Annotated in this window: 15 protein-coding genes and 1 pseudogene; 11 read left to right on the forward strand and 5 right to left on the reverse strand. The window is 64.0% G+C overall.

Translation table 11 applies throughout. The features are described from left to right. Positions 1-34: 34 nt before the first annotated feature. On the forward strand, positions 35-1,381 hold the full coding sequence (locus B3M58_RS10740; protein ID WP_296219026.1) for a class II 3-deoxy-7-phosphoheptulonate synthase: 1,347 nt from the start codon (positions 35-37) through the stop codon (positions 1,379-1,381). 139 nt (positions 1,382-1,520) lie between these two features. Here B3M58_RS10740 and B3M58_RS10745 read toward each other — a convergent pair whose 3' ends face one another. Then, the gene (locus B3M58_RS10745) at positions 1,521-2,435 is read right to left on the reverse strand and encodes a response regulator (RefSeq protein WP_296219027.1); all 915 of its coding nucleotides are present in this window, start codon (positions 2,433-2,435) and stop codon (positions 1,521-1,523) included. A 1-nt stretch (position 2,436) separates the two neighbouring features. Further along, positions 2,437-3,753, reverse strand: coding sequence for an ATP-binding protein (locus B3M58_RS10750; RefSeq protein WP_296219028.1), 1,317 nt, complete (start codon positions 3,751-3,753; stop codon positions 2,437-2,439). Between the two features lie 346 nt (positions 3,754-4,099). Between B3M58_RS10750 and B3M58_RS10755 the strand changes: the two are divergent. The 6 genes and pseudogenes from B3M58_RS10755 to B3M58_RS10780 all read left to right on the forward strand — a co-directional run. Further along, positions 4,100-4,318 (forward strand): annotated as a pseudogene (locus B3M58_RS10755) (ethanolamine permease); the annotation flags it as partial. 61 nt (positions 4,319-4,379) lie between these two features. Then, positions 4,380-5,774, forward strand: a complete 1,395-nt coding sequence (locus tag B3M58_RS10760) for an ethanolamine ammonia-lyase subunit EutB (RefSeq protein WP_296219029.1) — start codon at positions 4,380-4,382, stop codon at positions 5,772-5,774. A gap of 11 nt (positions 5,775-5,785) precedes the next feature. Then, positions 5,786-6,595 (forward strand): ethanolamine ammonia-lyase subunit EutC, encoded by an 810-nt coding sequence (gene eutC / locus B3M58_RS10765; RefSeq protein ID WP_296219030.1) that lies wholly within the window; start codon positions 5,786-5,788, stop codon positions 6,593-6,595. A gap of 53 nt (positions 6,596-6,648) precedes the next feature. Next, complete coding sequence (locus B3M58_RS10770; protein ID WP_296219032.1) at positions 6,649-6,825, forward strand: DUF2897 family protein; 177 nt, start codon at positions 6,649-6,651, stop codon at positions 6,823-6,825. 1 nt (position 6,826) lies between these two features. Continuing rightward, positions 6,827-8,197 (forward strand): hypothetical protein, encoded by a 1,371-nt coding sequence (locus tag B3M58_RS10775; RefSeq protein ID WP_296219034.1) that lies wholly within the window; start codon positions 6,827-6,829, stop codon positions 8,195-8,197. Positions 8,198-8,246: 49 nt separating this feature from the next. Further along, positions 8,247-9,005, forward strand: coding sequence for a CPBP family intramembrane glutamic endopeptidase (locus B3M58_RS10780; RefSeq protein WP_296219036.1), 759 nt, complete (start codon positions 8,247-8,249; stop codon positions 9,003-9,005). On the opposite strand, the gene B3M58_RS10785 is transcribed toward B3M58_RS10780, so the two are convergent. The 3 genes from B3M58_RS10785 to B3M58_RS10795 form a co-directional block, all read right to left on the reverse strand. After that, positions 8,956-9,765 carry a substrate-binding periplasmic protein gene (locus B3M58_RS10785; RefSeq protein WP_296219037.1) on the reverse strand — a complete coding sequence of 270 codons (810 nt, stop codon included), beginning with the start codon at positions 9,763-9,765 and terminating at the stop codon, positions 8,956-8,958. The genes B3M58_RS10780 and B3M58_RS10785 overlap by 50 nt on opposite strands. A gap of 81 nt (positions 9,766-9,846) precedes the next feature. After that, complete coding sequence (locus B3M58_RS10790) at positions 9,847-10,641, reverse strand: substrate-binding periplasmic protein (protein WP_296219039.1); 795 nt, start codon at positions 10,639-10,641, stop codon at positions 9,847-9,849. A 106-nt stretch (positions 10,642-10,747) separates the two neighbouring features. Next, positions 10,748-11,371, reverse strand: a complete 624-nt coding sequence (locus B3M58_RS10795) for a TetR/AcrR family transcriptional regulator (RefSeq protein WP_296219040.1) — start codon at positions 11,369-11,371, stop codon at positions 10,748-10,750. Positions 11,372-11,385: 14 nt separating this feature from the next. Here B3M58_RS10795 and B3M58_RS10800 point away from each other — a divergent pair, with 14 nt between their 5' ends. The 4 genes from B3M58_RS10800 to atuC all read left to right on the forward strand — a co-directional run bounded on the left by B3M58_RS10800 (position 11,386) and on the right by atuC (position 15,984). Then, positions 11,386-11,529, forward strand: a complete 144-nt coding sequence (locus B3M58_RS10800; protein WP_296219042.1) for a hypothetical protein — start codon at positions 11,386-11,388, stop codon at positions 11,527-11,529. A gap of 83 nt (positions 11,530-11,612) precedes the next feature. Further along, positions 11,613-13,400 (forward strand): acyclic terpene utilization AtuA family protein, encoded by a 1,788-nt coding sequence (locus B3M58_RS10805; protein WP_296219043.1) that lies wholly within the window; start codon positions 11,613-11,615, stop codon positions 13,398-13,400. Positions 13,401-13,484: 84 nt separating this feature from the next. Beyond that, positions 13,485-14,363, forward strand: coding sequence for an SDR family oxidoreductase (locus B3M58_RS10810; protein ID WP_296219044.1), 879 nt, complete (start codon positions 13,485-13,487; stop codon positions 14,361-14,363). 4 nt (positions 14,364-14,367) lie between these two features. Beyond that, positions 14,368-15,984: a geranyl-CoA carboxylase subunit beta gene (gene atuC, locus B3M58_RS10815; RefSeq protein WP_296219045.1), complete on the forward strand. Its 1,617-nt coding sequence runs from the start codon at positions 14,368-14,370 to the stop codon at positions 15,982-15,984. The last annotated feature ends 51 nt before the right edge of the window (positions 15,985-16,035 follow it).

A 16,035-nucleotide genomic window follows, 5' to 3' on the forward strand; every position in this document is an offset into this window, starting at 1 on the left:
CTTCTGCCTAACCTGTATTGAGCCGAGAACCGCAATGTCGCAACCCTGGAATCCCGATAGCTGGAGAGCCAAGCCGATCCAGCAACAACCGCACTACCCCGACGCCGCTCATCTGGCCAAAGTCGAGCAGACCCTGGCCGGTTATCCGCCGCTGGTGTTCGCCGGCGAAGCCCGCGAGTTGCGCCGGCAGTTTGCCGAGGTCACCCAGGGTCGCGCGTTTCTGTTGCAGGGTGGCGATTGCGCCGAAAGCTTCGCCGAGTTCAGCGCGGCGAAAATCCGCGACACCTTCAAGGTGCTGCTGCAAATGGCCATCGTCATGACCTTCGCCGCCGGCTGCCCGGTGGTGAAAGTCGGACGCATGGCCGGGCAATTCGCCAAGCCGCGCTCGGCCAACGACGAAACCATCGACGGCGTGACCCTGCCGGCCTACCGTGGCGATATCGTCAACGGCATCGGCTTCGACACCGCCAGCCGCGTGCCGGACCCGGAGCGCCTGTTGCAGGCTTACCATCAATCCACCGCCTCGCTAAATCTGCTGCGTGCCTTTGCCCAGGGCGGCTTCGCCGACCTGCACCAGGTACACCAGTGGAACCTCGATTTCATCGCCAACTCGGCGCTGGCCGAGAAATACAGCGCGCTGGCCGACCGCATCGACGAAACCCTGGCGTTTATGCGCGCCTGCGGCATGGACAGCTCGGCGCAAGTGCGTGAAACCAGCTTCTTCACCGCCCATGAAGCGTTGCTGCTCAACTACGAAGAAGCCTTTGTGCGCCGCGACAGCCTCACCGGCGGCTTCTACGACTGCTCGGCGCATATGCTGTGGATCGGCGACCGCACCCGTCAGCTGGATGGCGCCCATGTCGAGTTTCTGCGCGGCGTCGGCAACCCGATCGGGGTCAAAGTCGGCCCCAGCATGGGCAGCGAAGACCTGATCCGCCTGATCGACATCCTCAACCCGGACAACGACCCCGGCCGCCTCAACCTGATCGTGCGCATGGGCGCGGACAAGGTCGAAGCCGGCCTGCCACGCCTGATCCAGACCGTGCAGCGCGAAGGCCGCCAGGTGCTGTGGAGCAGCGACCCGATGCACGGCAACACCATCAAGGCCTCAAGCGGCTACAAGACCCGTGACTTTGCGCAGATCCTCGCCGAAGTGAAGCAGTTCTTCGCCGTGCACCAGGCCGAGGGCAGCTACGCCGGCGGTATCCATATCGAGATGACCGGGCAGAACGTCACCGAGTGCATCGGCGGCGCGCGGCCGATCACCGAAGATGGCCTGTCGGACCGCTACCACACCCACTGCGACCCACGGATGAACGCCGATCAATCGCTGGAACTGGCCTTCCTGATCGCCGAAACCCTCAAGCAGGTGCGGCGCTAAGGCGAGAACGGTGGTGAGCACTGATAGAGCTCGCGGCTAAAGCCCCTCCTACATTCTGCGGTGACGGGCAAGCGGAGCCGCACGCAAAACCGCGCGAGTGTCGGGTGGACATGGCGCAGCCTTGTCCACCCGCACGGTGTCAGGCGCTCAGCCGTTCGCGCAAACGGCCTAGCATGCCCAATAAACTGCCGACCTTTTCCCGCTCGCGGTCTTCGCGTGGCACCTCGGCCAGGCGGGTGATCGCCTGCGCCGGTTGCGCGCGCCATAACAGCGCCTGCTCGGCGGCGGCTTTCAAGCCCTTCTCGAACAGGCCGCGACGGATCGGCTTGGGCAAATAACGGAAGATCTGCGCCTCGTTGATCAATTTGAGCAGCGCCTGAGTGTCGCAGAACGGCGTCACCACCAGGCTGAGCAGGCGCGGATGAGCCTGAGCCAGACTTTTCAGCAGCGGCGCAACTTCTTCGCCGGCCAGTTTCAGGTCGCTGACCAGCAGATCGACCGGCTCGTTGTTGAGCAGCACCAGCGCCTCGGCCAGGTTACGCACGCGCAGCAGCTTGTGCCCACCCTCGACGCAGAACTCGCCGACCGCAGCCAGGGTGTCCGGCTCATCGTCAAGCAGCAGCACGCTCAACGGCGCGGCCAGGCGGCTGCTAGTCGGCAACACCGGCGCCTGCGCCTGACGCGTGGCGATTTCCGCCGCCTGACGCAGGGTGAAGGCCATTTCCTGCTGGTCCCAGGGCTTGGTCAGGTAACGGAAGATCCCGCCGCTGTTCAATGCTTCCACCGCGGCATCCAGGTCGGAGTAGCCGGTGAGCAGGATGCGCAGGGTTTCCGGGGCGATCTCGCGGGCCTCGGCGAGCAGTTCGGCGCCACTCATCTGCGGCATGCGCTGGTCGCTGACGATGATCTGCACCGGCTCGCTTTTCAGGCGCTCCAGGGCGCGCCGCGGATCGCTCTCGGTGAGCACCTCGTACTGGCGACGAAACTGCATGGCCAGGCTGCGCAGAATGCGCTCTTCGTCGTCGACAAACAGGATGCGGATCGGTGCAGGCATCTCAGGCGCTCCGTTGTAATGCGGTGGCCAGCGCCGCGGGTTGCGGGCGTGGTAGGCGGATCAAAAAGCGCGTACCGCGCCCCGGTTCGGAGGCGACGCGAATCAGGCCGCCGTGGTCCTGGATGATCTTGAAGCTGATTGACAGGCCCAGCCCAGTGCCCTGGCCCACCGGTTTGGTGGTGAAGAACGGGTCGAATATCCGCGCCAGCACCGGCGGCGGCATGCCGCGACCGCTGTCCTGCACGGAGAGGAACACCGCCGCCTCATCGGCCCAGGTTTTCACCACAATCTGGCCGAAGCCATCGATGGCCTGGGCGGCGTTGGTGAACAGGTTGAGCAGCACCTGGTTGATCTGCGACGGCGCGCAGGGTATACGCGGCAACTCGCCGAGTTGCAGCACGGCCTCGGCCTTGTCCTTGATGCTGTTGCGGGCGATTACCAGGGCGCTGCGCACGCACTCGTTGAGATCGACCTCCTCGCTCATGGCACGGTCCAGACGGGCGAAATCCTTGAGCCCGACCACCAACTCGCCGATCTGCTCCAGGCCATACAGGGTGTCGCTGAACAGCTGCGTGAGGTCTTCGACCAGCAGCTCCGGCGCGGCGTTGTCGCGGGCGCTGGCGGCCGTATCCAGAGCCAGGGCCAGACGCGCCTCGTCGCAGGCCGGGTCGCTCAGGCAATCGGCCAACGCCGCTTGCGCCTCGGCCAACACGAACAGCGGCGCGCTGAGCTCGCGCAGCAGTTGCACGTTGTTCTTCACGTAGCCCAGCGGGGTATTCAGTTCATGGGCGACGCCGGCGACCATCTGCCCGAGCGAGGCCATCTTCTCCGATTGCACCAGTTGAGTCTGCGACTCCTTCAAGTCCACCAGCGCCTTGCGCAGCACCTGATTGCGCTGGGCGATGCGCGCCTCCATGGCCTTGAGCAGGTCGAGCACGGTGCCCAGGCCGCGGTACAGACCCTCCCCGTCGACCAGGATGAAGTCCTCGGTGATCGGGTATTGCAGCTGTCCGGTGATCTGCTTGGCGGCCTCTTCCAGGCTGGTGTCCAGGCTCACGGTCAGCGGCGCCGGGTTCATCACCTCGCTCACCGGGTGACGGCCGCGCAGGTCGCGGCCGAAACGCTGCATGAAGATGTCCTGCAAGGTGGTGCGACTGACCAGCCCAAGCGGGCGGCCCGCCGCATCGACGATAGGCAGCGAGAGAAACGCTTTGTGCTCCGGGGTCAACAAGCGATCCGCGACATCCGCGATGCTGATTGCCGGCGGCAGCCCCGCGACCGGCTTGAGCAGGCGCGCTAGAGCGCTGGCGGTGGTCATGGGTGGCACTCCCTGGCGATGGAAAGCCGCCATTCAACCAGCGCCAAGTTGCCATCGTGTGACACTTTTCACGTCTGCGCCTCACGAGCGGCAGATCGTCATCATTTGGTCATCTTGGTTTAGGCCAGTGCGCCGAAACGATTCGCGACCCAATACACCTGCACCAGGGTGAATCAGCCGCCGCCTCGCTAGTAGCAGCACTGTTCCAGAAACGCTCTGATCGAGCGCCTTTACGGCCTGCCACAGCGCTCTGGCATGGGCGCTGCACAGCAACGACGAACACATCAAGCACGGCGGGGAAGGATTTATGACCACACCACTCAAGCCCACGCTGCGCCTATGGGGTATCACGGTCGGCCTGATGGGTATCGCGGCGATCTACAGCGACGGCCTGATCAACCTCGGCGGCATGAGCCTGACCGCGGCGATGATCGCCATGGCCTGGTTCAACACCCTGATCGGCTTGATCTTCCTCGGCTTCATGGCGGTCGGTTTCGTCTACTTCAGCCTCACCGGCCACCCGCGCGCCAACGCGCCGGCGGACGCCATGCTCAGCGGCGCTTGAGTCAAATGGGTCGAGGGCTGGCATAGTTGTCGCCCTCGGTCTGTATCGGGAGCACAGCCCCATGCCTTACCAAACCCGCGTCGGCGCCCTGCTCTACCGCTTCGCCGACCTCAAGACTCTGCTGGCCAAGGCCAGCCCGGCGCGCTCCGGCGATTACCTCGCCGGCCTGGCCGCCGCCACCTACGAAGAGCGCATGGCGGCCAAGCTGGCCTTGGCCGATGTGCCACTCAAACGTTTTCTCGACGAAGCGCTGATTCCCTACGAAAGCGATGAAGTCACCCGCCTGATCATCGACCGCCACGACCAGCAGGCCTTTGCCCCGATCAGCCACCTGACGGTCGGCGACCTGCGCGACTGGCTGCTGCTCGACAGCAGCGACAGCGCTACCCTGGCCGCCGTTGCCGCGGGCATCACCCCGGAAATGGCCGCCGCCGTAAGCAAACTGATGCGTAACCAGGACCTGATCCTGGTGGCGCGCAAGTGCCGGGTGGTCAGCGCCTTCCGTAACACCCTGGGGCTGCCGGGCCACCTCTCCGTGCGCCTGCAACCCAACCACCCGACCGACGATGTGCGCGGCATCGCCGCCAGCCTGCTCGACGGCCTGCTGTATGGCGCCGGCGACGCCACCGTGGGCATCAACCCGGCCAGCGATTCGCTGCCGACCCTGATGCGCCTGTGGCAGATGATGGACGAGGTGCGCCAGCACTTCGAGATTCCCATGCAGAGCTGCGTGCTGACCCACGTCACCACGCAGATCCAGGCCATCGAAGCCGGCGCACCGATCGACCTGGTGTTCCAGTCCATCGCCGGCAGCGAGAAGACCAACAGCAGCTTCGGCGTGTCGCTGAGTATCCTGCGCGAGGCCCATGAGGCGGCGCTGTCTCTCAAGCGCGGTACGGTCGGCGACAACTGCATGTACTTCGAGACCGGCCAAGGTAGCGCGCTGTCCGCCGGTGGCCATCACGGCGTCGACCAGCAGACCTGCGAGGCCCGCGCCTATGCCGTGGCCCGCGAATTCAAACCGCTGCTGGTCAACACCGTGGTCGGCTTTATCGGCCCGGAATACCTCTACGACGGCAAGCAGATCATCCGCGCCGGCCTGGAAGACCACTTCTGCGCCAAGCTGCTCGGTCTGCCGATGGGCTGCGACGTGTGCTACACCAACCATGCCGAAGCCGACCAGGACGACATGGACACCCTGCTGACCCTGCTCGGCGCGGCCGGAATTAACTTCATCATGGGCATTCCCGGCGCCGACGACATCATGCTCAACTACCAAAGCACTTCGTTTCACGATGCCCTATACCTGCGCAACGTCCTCGGCCTCAAGCGCGCGCCGGAGTTCGACGCCTGGCTGGCGCGCATGGCGATCACCGAGGCGTCCGGCAGGCTGCGCGAGGTTGGCCGCGGCCATCACCTGTTGCAACAACTGCCGCATGTCTGCGGCGTGGCCTGAGGGCAGCGAACATGAGCGACGACAAACCCACCCAGACCAAAACCGAGCTGGCCCAGACCAAGATAGAGCCGGCCCAGCACAATCCCTGGGACGAACTGCGCGCCCACACCTCGGCGCGCATCGCCCTCGGTCGCGTCGGCTCTAGCCTGCCGACTCGCGAGGTACTGAAGTTCGGCCTGGCCCACGCCCAGGCTCGCGATGCCGTGCACCGGCCGCTGGACTTCGCCGAGCTGAAGCAGCAACTCAAAGCCGAGGGTTTTCGCACCCTGCAAGTGCGCAGTAACGCCGAAGACCGCCAGACCTACCTGCTGCGCCCAGACTATGGCCGCCACCTGCATAACGATTGCTACGCCCGCCTGCGGCACGAACTGCCGGCGCCGGAACTGGCCATCGTCATCGCCGACGGGCTCTCCTCCAGCGCCGTGCAGCGCCACGCCCTGCCACTGCTGCAAGCCTTTCGCCAACGCTTCGACAGCGACTGGGCCAACACCCCGGTGGTGCTCGCCGAGCAGGGCCGGGTGGCGATTGGCGACGGCATCGCCGCCGCCCTGCGCGCGCGCCTGGTGATCGTGATGATCGGCGAGCGGCCGGGGCTGAGTTCGCCAGACAGCCTGGGCCTGTACATCACCTATCAAGCGCAGCCCGGCACCATGGACAGCCAGCGCAACTGCATCTCCAACGTGCGCCCCGAAGGCCTGCCCTACGCCCTCGCCGCGCACAAGCTCGCCTACCTGGCGCGTGAAGCGCTGCGCCTGCAACTCTCTGGCGTGGCGCTGAAAGACGACAGCACCTTGCAGGACGTGCCGCAACTGCCGAACTGACAAGTACGCCCAAGCGGTATAGGGTGGGAGTTCACCCCCTCAAGGAACCGAGCATGCCCTGGTATATCTGGCTACTGATCGTTCTGGTCCTCGGCTCTATCGTCGGCGGCTTGATGGTGCTGCTGCGCACCGCCAAACCGCTGCCCCTCACCGAAGAACAATTGCAGAAAGTCCGTGAACGTAAAATCGAGATGGAAGCCCAGGACGCCAAGGACTCTCGCCAGCGCTAGCGTGCTGGTTCTGTTGCTACTGGGCTGCACGCGCTTTACCGCCACGCCACTCGATGGCTGTGCGGCGCTGTTCAGCGACTTGCAACGCGACACCCAGGCCCGACAGGACGCGCAATACCATCGCTTACCCAACGTTGCCGGCCTGCGCAGCGACCGGCTGCTCGCCGCACTGGGCCGCACCGCGCAAAGCCCCCAGCAACGCCGTGCCTGGCTTGAGCGCCTGGCCGAGCGCGATGCCGAAGCCAACCAGATTGAAATCGCCCAACTGCCCGCCGCCTCGCGCCAAGCCTGGGCCAGCGAGACGCAGCAGACAGCGCTCAACGCCTGTCGCAGCGCCGAGGTCGCGCGCATTGCCGCCGATCCACAAGCGTTCGCCCGGGCAGTCGAAGCCGCACAGGTACCCGACGATTACCGCGACTGGGCCCGCGCCGCCGGCCTCTATCCGCTGTTCGATGGGGTTTTTCGCACCGGCATCGCCGCGTGGCAGCAGGCCGCACGCCAGGCCACCGCGCCCGCGGACAGCCCACATTGGTTGAGCTACCGACCGCTACGCCCGCCCACCGACGCAACATCTGCCGCGCTGCATAACGATACGCTGGGCCTGCCCCAGGCGAACGCAGATCAGCTGAGCGCCCTTTTCGCACGCCACGCGCCACGCTTGCAGATCGAACAAGCCAGCCGTAGCGATCGCATCGGCAGCCCGTATTTTCGCACCGACGGCGCACGCGACTTCAATCCTCAACAACCACGCCTCTATCAGCACACCAGCTGGAGCCTCCTGGCTGGTCGCTGGCACCTGCAGCTGGTCTATCAACTGTGGTTCAGCCAACGGCCCAAACCGCATGCGCTGGACCTGTATGGCGGCGAACTGGACGGCCTGCTCTGGCGCGTCACCCTCGACCCACAGGGCAACGCCCTGCTCTACGACAGCATCCACCCCTGTGGCTGCTGGCACAGCTTTTACCTGCCCGCAGATTCGCCGCTGCAATTTCGCCAACCGGCGACGGCAGAAGCCCGCCTGGCCAAGCGCCTGGCATTTACCGGCGACCAGGCGCCAACGCTGTGGTTGAGTGCTGGCGAGCACCGCCTGGATTGGGTCGATGCGCGCCGCTCGGCCTACCCGGCGCAGCTTTACCAACGCACATCGCTCGACCAGCTGCGTCAACTGCCACACCCGCAGGGCCAGCGCAGCCTGTACGCCAGCGATGGTTTGGTGCCCGGCACTGAACGCCTGGAACGCTGGCTGCTGTGGCCATCCGGCGTTGTCTCGCCCGGCGCCATGCGCCAGTGGGGTCGCCATGCCACGGCCTTTATCGGCCGCGCGCAGTTCGACGATCCGCACCTGCTCGAACGCTATTTCAGCGTGCCTTGAGCGCCTGCTGGCCGCGCCACTACACTGCGCCCCTGCACAAGGAGGCGCCATGCCGCTGCATTTGCGACTGCTGTTACCGGCTTTCGGCCTGGCCATGGGCTTCGCCCTGGGCTTTATCCAACCACTGGGCCTGCTGCTCGGCGCGGCGTTTATCGCCCTGCTGCTGTTTGCCCAGCGGGTTTTGTCGCCGCCGCCCTGGTGGGGCCTGAGCCTGCTCGCCAGCATCGCCCTCGCCGCTCACCTACTGCCAGGTTTCAGGCCGTGGCCGCTGTGGTCGCCGCGCTTGCTCAGCGTCGATGCGCCGCCCTATGCCTTACGCCTGTCCTGGGACAAGTTATTGCTGGGCTTGACCCTGCTGGCCTGGTGGCTCGGGCAAACGCACGCGAGCCGCACAGACACTCGGCGCGCCTGGGGCGTGGCGCTACTGACGCTGCTGGGCATACCACTGCTGGCGCTGGCCTTGGGTGTGGTTGGCTGGCAAGTAAAATGGCCGGAAGGATTGGCATTGTGGCTGGCGGTCAATCTCGGCGTCAGCGTGTTGGCCGAAGAGCTGCTGTTTCGCGGTTTGCTGCAAACCCGCCTGATCGGCTGGCTCGGTGTATGGCCGGGGATTTTGATCGGCGCGCTGTTGTTCGGCGCGGTGCATATCCCCTTCAGCCCCTTATTTGCCGTGGTTGCCGGCATGGCCGGCCTGGGTTACGGGCTGGTCTTCCACTACAGCGGTCGGCTGAGCCTGGCGATCGCCCTGCACGGCGCGGTCAATCTGCTACATCTGTTGTTATTGAGCTATCCACTGCGCTTGGCCTGACCGTGATCTGCCGGCCCGCGAAGATGCTCGACAGCCTGCCATTACTGCGCAATTGCTCCAGCAAAGCAGCGAACTGCGCGGCGCTGATCGGCGCGCCAGGGCGAACCAGCGTGTGATGCAGATAACGCTGATCGACCTGCTCGGCGATCAGCAACTGTCCGGCATATTGGCGATGGCGCTCGAGAAAATCGGCGATGTAGGAACGGGTCACCAAGGCAATGTCCGCTCGCCGCCGCAGCACCATCAGCAGGTTGCTGTCGTGGGAGTGCGTCAGGGTGGCGTTGAACTGCGTGTTGAGGTAGTCCGTGTCGGCGTTGAAATCGGCGAAACCGTAGTGATAGCCGTGATAGAGGGCCAGGCGCTTGCCGCTCAGCTGTTTGAAATAGTCTTGGCCGCGCCCCGACTCGGCTCGGGCGACAAACACTTCCGCATCTTCCAGGCCCATGTCGACCCGACTGTGCGCGATGGACTGCCAACCCCAGGCCGGATTTTCGAAAATCGCCAAGTCGATCCGCCCTTGTTCGAAATCACGAAAACGCCGTGGGATCGAGGTCGGCAGGACAACGAAACGAAACTCCTGTTGCAGCTGATTCAGGGCGTCGACCAACTGCGGCAGCAAGGCGCGCGCCTGCGCGTTATCCGACTTGAACACATAAGGAGGAAAATACGCACCGCCAACATGCACGACTTGCTCGGCAGCAAGCGGCCCAGCCAGCAACAGCCCTGCGAGTAACCCCCAAACACCTGCAACCTTACGCATAGACGGCGACATACGACACAACATCCCTATTTGCGTGTGACGCCAGCCTACCCCAGTAAATCCTGACCGAATAGAGCGATTTCAGTCATTTAGCGAACGTACTGAAGTTGCCAGGTGATAACGCGCCAGCAAATCATCCAGCTGCCCCCGGCTGTTCAGCGTAAGCAGCAACGTCGCCAAACGCTCGGCAGTCAGCGGCGCCTGCGGCCGAAACAGGGCGTGGTGCCGGTACACCTGATCGACGCGCTGCGATACCAGCAGTGCCGAACGCTGGTCGGGGTGGCGATCCTGGTAGATGCGTAGGTAGGAACGAGTAATCACTGCGATGTCCGCACGCCCGCGCAGCAACATGATCAGATTGTTGTCATGGGAATAGGTGAGCACCGCGTCGTAGGTCTGGCTGAGAAACTGCTGATTCGCATTGAAGTCGGCAAAGCCATAGTGATAGCCGCTATAGAGCGCCAGGCGCTTACCCTTGAGCTGCTCGAAATACGCTTCATCGCGCCCCGGTTGCGCCCGGGCGACATACACCTCGGCATCTTCGATTTGCAGGTCCAGCGCAGTGTGCGGCGTGTCCTGCCAGCCCCACTCTGGCGACTCGAACAGCATCAGGTCGAAACGCCCGCTCTGCAGGTCGCGGTAACGTCGCGTCACCGAGGTCGGCATCAGCACGAAGCGGTAATCGCTCTGCAGCTGATTCAACGCCAGCAACAGTTCCGGTAACAGGCCGCTGGGGGTGCGGCTCTCCGGTTTAATCACATAAGGCGGGAAATGGTAGGCGCCGACGCGAATCTGCTGCTCGGCAAAAACCGGCAGAGCGAACAACCCACACAATGCAAGCAGCAAACCTCTGAATACCACGCGCAAACGGCGCACCTCATCACCAACACCTCGCCGCGAACGGCGCCCTGTGTGTGCCAAGCGGACATTCCCTTGCCGCGACAATGCTGTCGAAAAGCCACCTGAGCCTAGCCGATCTTGCTCAAACTTCCTTGAGCACCAACGACAGCGCCTCTTCAGCCAACTGATCCAGGCTCATCGGCCCTTCCGGGCGGAACCAGGTGGTGGTCCAACTCAACGCGCCGGTCAGGAAACGCCGGAGGATAAACGGGTCGGCCTTGAAATACCCTGCTTCCTTGGCTTCGCCCAGCACGTCGAGCCACAGTTGCTCATAGGTGTCGCGCAACGCGAGGATAAAGTGCTGACTCGGCTCAGCGAGCGAGCGCCACTCATACACCAGCACCGCCATGGCCTCGCCGGTGCCGCCCATGATCGATTGCAGCTCACAACGAATCAGCGCCAGCACCCGGCCACGCAGGTCGCTGGCCTCGGCCAGCGAGGCGCGCATCAGCGCGGTGTTGTAGCGAATGGTCTCCTCCATCACCGAACGCAGAATCTCGTCCTTGCTCTTGAAGTGATGAAAGATGCTGCCGGACTGAATGCCCACAGCGCTGGCCAGGTCGCGCACCGTGGTGCGCTCGTAGCCCTTGCTGCGGAACAGATGGGCGGCGGTTTGCAGCAGCTTGCCACGCGCGCTGTCCGGGTCGGTGATCTGCCCACTGGCCACCAGATCGCGCATCACCGCCTGAGCTTGTTGATCGTCCACGCTGGTTACTCCCCATGTTCCTGTTCATTTCAGGAAATTCATCGAACGCCGCAACTTACCCAGCGTTCTCAGAAGCCTTCGGCAAGTGCTTGTCGTTATTGGTGAAATTTATGCTGCGCCAGCCAACCAAGCAAGCGCTTGGCCACACTTTAGGTTAGAAAGACTCACTGCGGGGCTTTTAAACCAAGCGCTTGCTTGGTAGCCTTCAAATCACCTTAATCCTGTGTTGCGGACCATTCCAATGACTAAAACCGTACGCATCGGCTGCGCTTCCGCCTTCTGGGGCGATACCAGCACTGCCGCCGCCCAGCTGGTACAGGGCACCGAACTGGATTACCTGGTCTTCGACTACCTGGCCGAAGTGACCATGTCGATCATGGCCGGCGCGCGGATGAAGAAGCCGGATGCCGGCTACGCCACCGACTTTGTGGAAACCCTCGCGCCGCTGCTGCAGGACATCGCTCAGAAGAATATCCGCGTAATCAGCAACGCCGGCGGGGTCAATCCCACTGCCTGCGCCGCCGCCCTAGCCGCCGCCTGCGAGCAGGCCGGGGTCAATCTGAAGATCGCCGTGCTGCATGGCGACAACCTGCAACCCAAGCTCGGTGAGCTGGCCAAGGCCGGCACCGTGGAAATGTTCAGCGGCGCGCCGTTGCCGCCCTTCTGTGTCTCGGTCAACGCCTACCTCGGTGCACCGGGCATAGTCGAAGCACTCAAGCTCGGCGCGGATATCGTCATCACCGGCCGCGTGGTCGACAGCGCCGTGGTCAGCGCCGCGCTGGTGCATGAATTCGGCTGGAGCTGGAGCGACTACGACCAGCTCGCCCAGGCCGCATTGGCCGGGCATATCATCGAATGCGGCGCGCAGTGCACCGGCGGCAACTTCACCGATTGGCAAAGCGTGCCGGACTACGAACATATCGGCTTCCCGGTAGTGGAAGTCAGCGCCGATGGCAGTTTTGTCGTGGCCAAGCCGGAGGGTGCCGGCGGCTTGGTCACGCCTTTTACCGTGGGCGAGCAGATGCTCTATGAAATCGGCGATCCACGGGCCTATTACCTGCCCGACGTGCTCTGCGATTTCACCCAGGTGCAACTCAGCCAAGTTGGCGAAAACCGCGTTGAGCTGAAAGGCGCACGTGGCCTGCCGCCAACTGATCAATACAAGGTCAGCGCCACCCACCCGGACGGTTTCCGCTGCACCGCCAGCTGCCTGATGGCTGGCATCGATGCGGTGAAGAAAGCCCAACGCGTCAGCCAGGCGATCATCAACAAAACCGAGGAAATGTTCGCCGAGCGCGGCTGGGGGCCCTACAAGGAAGTCAGCATCGAGCTGCTGGGCAGCGAAGCCACCTACGGCCCCCGTGGCCAGCGCACGGATAGCCGCGAAATCGTGGTCAAGATCGCCGTGCGCCATGCCAAGAAAGAAGCCTTGATCCTGTTCTCCCGCGAGATCGCCCAGGCCGCCACCGGCATGGCACCGGGCCTGACCGGCATAGTCGGCGGCCGCCCCACCGTTTACCCGGTGATCCGCCTATTTAGCTTCCTCGCTGACAAAAGCGCCTGCGCACTCGAAGTGGAACTCAACGGTGAGCGCACGTCCGTCGCACTGCCACAGATCGCGGTGCTGGACAGCGCGCAGATTGCGGCCGATATCGCTGCCCCGCTGCCAAGCGGCCAGGCCGATGCCTGCGTGCCGCTGGTCAAGCTGGCCGTGGCGCGCTCCGGCGACAAGGGCAACCACAGCAATATCGGCGTGATGGCCAGAAAGCCCGAGTACTTGGCCTGGATCGCCGCTGCACTGAGTGAGGGTGCCGTGGCCGAATGGATGCAGCACGCGCTTGATGCGCAAACCGGCAAGGTCAGCCGCTGGTATCTGCCCGGCAGCCACAGCCTGAATTTCTTGCTGGAGAACGCCCTCGGTGGCGGCGGCGTTGCCTCTTTGCGCATCGACCCGCAGGGCAAGGCCTTCGCTCAACAGCTACTGGAATTTCCTGTGCCGGTGCCGCAGGCCTTGGCGGCAACTTTGTAGGGTGGATGACGCTTCACCCATCCACCAGTTCCTGGTGGACAACGCTTCGCGATTGTTCACCCTACGACTAGGACGATAACAACAATGGCATACGACTCAGTCTTTAAACCCGGCCTGTTTAGCGGCCAGACCATTATGGTCACCGGCGGCGGCAGCGGCATCGGCCGTTGCACCGCCCATGAACTGGCCGCCCTCGGCGCTCATGTGGTGCTGGTCGGACGCAAGGCGGACAAGCTGGAAAAGACCGCCGGCGAAATCCGTGAGGATGGCGGCAGCGTCAGCTTCCAAGTCTGCGACATCCGCGACGAGGAATCGGTCAAGGCCATGGTCGCGGCAGTGGTCAGCGAGCGCGGGCCGATCCACCACCTGGTCAACAATGCCGGCGGCCAGTACCCCTCGCCGCTCGCTTCGATCAACCAGAAAGGCTTCGAGACCGTGGTGCGCACCAACCTGGTCGGCGGCTTTCTGGTGGCCCGCGAAGTGTTCAACCAGAGCATGAGCAAGACCGGCGGCAGCATCGTCAATATGCTCGCCGATATGTGGGGCGGCATGCCCGGCATGGGCCACTCCGGGGCGGCGCGCGCCGGTATGGAGAACTTCACCAAGACCGCCGCTGTCGAGTGGGGCCACGCCGGGGTGCGGGTCAATGCCGTAGCGCCGGGCTGGGTCGCCTCCAGCGGCATGGACACCTACGAAGGCGCGTTCAAGGCGGTGATCCCGACCCTGCGCGAGCATGTGCCGCTCAAGCGCATCGGCACAGAATCGGAAGTCTCAGCCGCCATCGTCTTTCTGCTCTCGCCGGGCGCCGCCTTTATCAGCGGCAACACGGTGCGCATCGACGGCGCCGCCAGCCAGGGCAGCCGCGCCTTCCCGCTGTTCAAGGCCAAGGCCGGGCAAAGCCAGTCTTACAACGGTTTCCATCGGGCCTACCTACCCGATGTGCTGAAAGACCAGGGAGAGTGATGCGATGCCGGTAATCCACTCCGAGATCGACGTGCATGGCGAAGACTTCGCCAACAACCGAGAGGCCATGCTCAAAGCCGTGGCCAGCTTTCGCGAAATCGAACAGAACTGCCTGAACAAGGCTGCTGAGGCCAAAGCAAAATTTGAAAAGCGCGGCCAGCTGCTACCGCGTGAGCGCCTGAACCTGCTGCTCGACCCCGGTGCACCGTTTCTCGAACTGTCGTCGCTGGCCGGCTACAAGCTGCACGACGACAAGGACGGCACCCAGGCCGGCGGCGGGATTATTTCCGGTATCGGCTATATCGCCGGGGTGCGCTGCCTGGTCACCGCCAGCAACAGCGCAATCAAGGGCGGCACCATCTCCCCCACCGGCCTGAAGAAGACCCTGCGCCTGCAGCAGATCGCCTTCGAGAACAAGCTGCCGGTGGTGGCGCTGACCGAAAGCGGCGGTGCCAACCTTAACTACGCCGCCGATATCTTTGTCGAAGGCGCACGCGGCTTTGCCAACCAGGCGCGCATGTCCGCCATGGGTCTGCCGCAGATCACTGTGGTGCACGGTTCCAGCACCGCTGGCGGGGCCTATCAGCCGGGGCTGTCGGATTACGTGGTGGTGGTACGCGGCAAGGCCAAGATGTTCCTCGCTGGCCCGCCGCTGCTGAAAGCCGCCACCGGCGAGATCGCCACCGATGAGCAACTGGGCGGTGCCGAGATGCACGCCCAGGTCGCCGGCACCGCCGAATACCTGGCGGAAAACGACGCCGATGGCGTGCGTATCGCCCGCGAAATTCTCGCCATGTTGCCGTGGAATGCCCAACTGCCAGCGCAACCAGCCAAGGCCTACAACGAGCCGCTATATCCAGTAGACGAATTACTGGGCCTGGTGCCGGCAGACGCCAAGAAGCCCTACGACGTGCGCGAAATCATCGCCCGCATCGCTGATGGCTCGGCGTTTCTCGATTTCAAGAACGAGTTCGACAACCAGACCGTCTGCGGCCACTTGCAGATCGAAGGCCAGCCCTGCGGCTTTATCGGCAACAACGGCCCGATCACCCCGCAAGGCGCGGCCAAGGCGGCGCAATTTATCCAGCTGTGCGAGCAGAGCAACACACCGATTCTGTTCTTCCACAACACCACCGGCTTTATGGTCGGCACCGAATCGGAACAGCTCGGCGTGATCAAGCACGGTTCGAAGATGATCCAGGCGGTGGCCAACGCCACGGTGCCGAAACTGACCATAGTAGTCGGTGGCTCCTACGGTGCCGGCAACTACGCCATGTGCGGCCGCGGCCTCGACCCGCGCTTTATCTTCGCCTGGCCCAACAGCAAGACCGCCGTGATGGGCGGTGCCCAGGCCGGCAAGGTGCTGCGCATCGTCACCGAGGAAAAACACCTGAAGGAAGGCAAGGAAGCCGACCCGAAGATGCTCGACATGCTGGAAACCGTCACCGCACAGAAACTCGACAGCCAATCCACCGCGCTCTACGGCACCGCCAGCCTGTGGGACGACGGCCTGATCGACCCGCGCGATACGCGCAAGCTGCTCGGCTACCTGCTGGATATCTGTGCCGAAGCCGAAGTACGCCCCCTTAAATCGAATACGTTCGGCGTAGCCCGCCTCTGACCGTAGGGCGGGTGCAACCCGCGTAACTATCACGCGGGTTGCACCCGCCCT

Source organism: Pseudomonas sp. UBA2684, from assembly GCA_002354655.1.
GTDB lineage: Bacteria > Pseudomonadota > Gammaproteobacteria > Pseudomonadales > Pseudomonadaceae > Aquipseudomonas.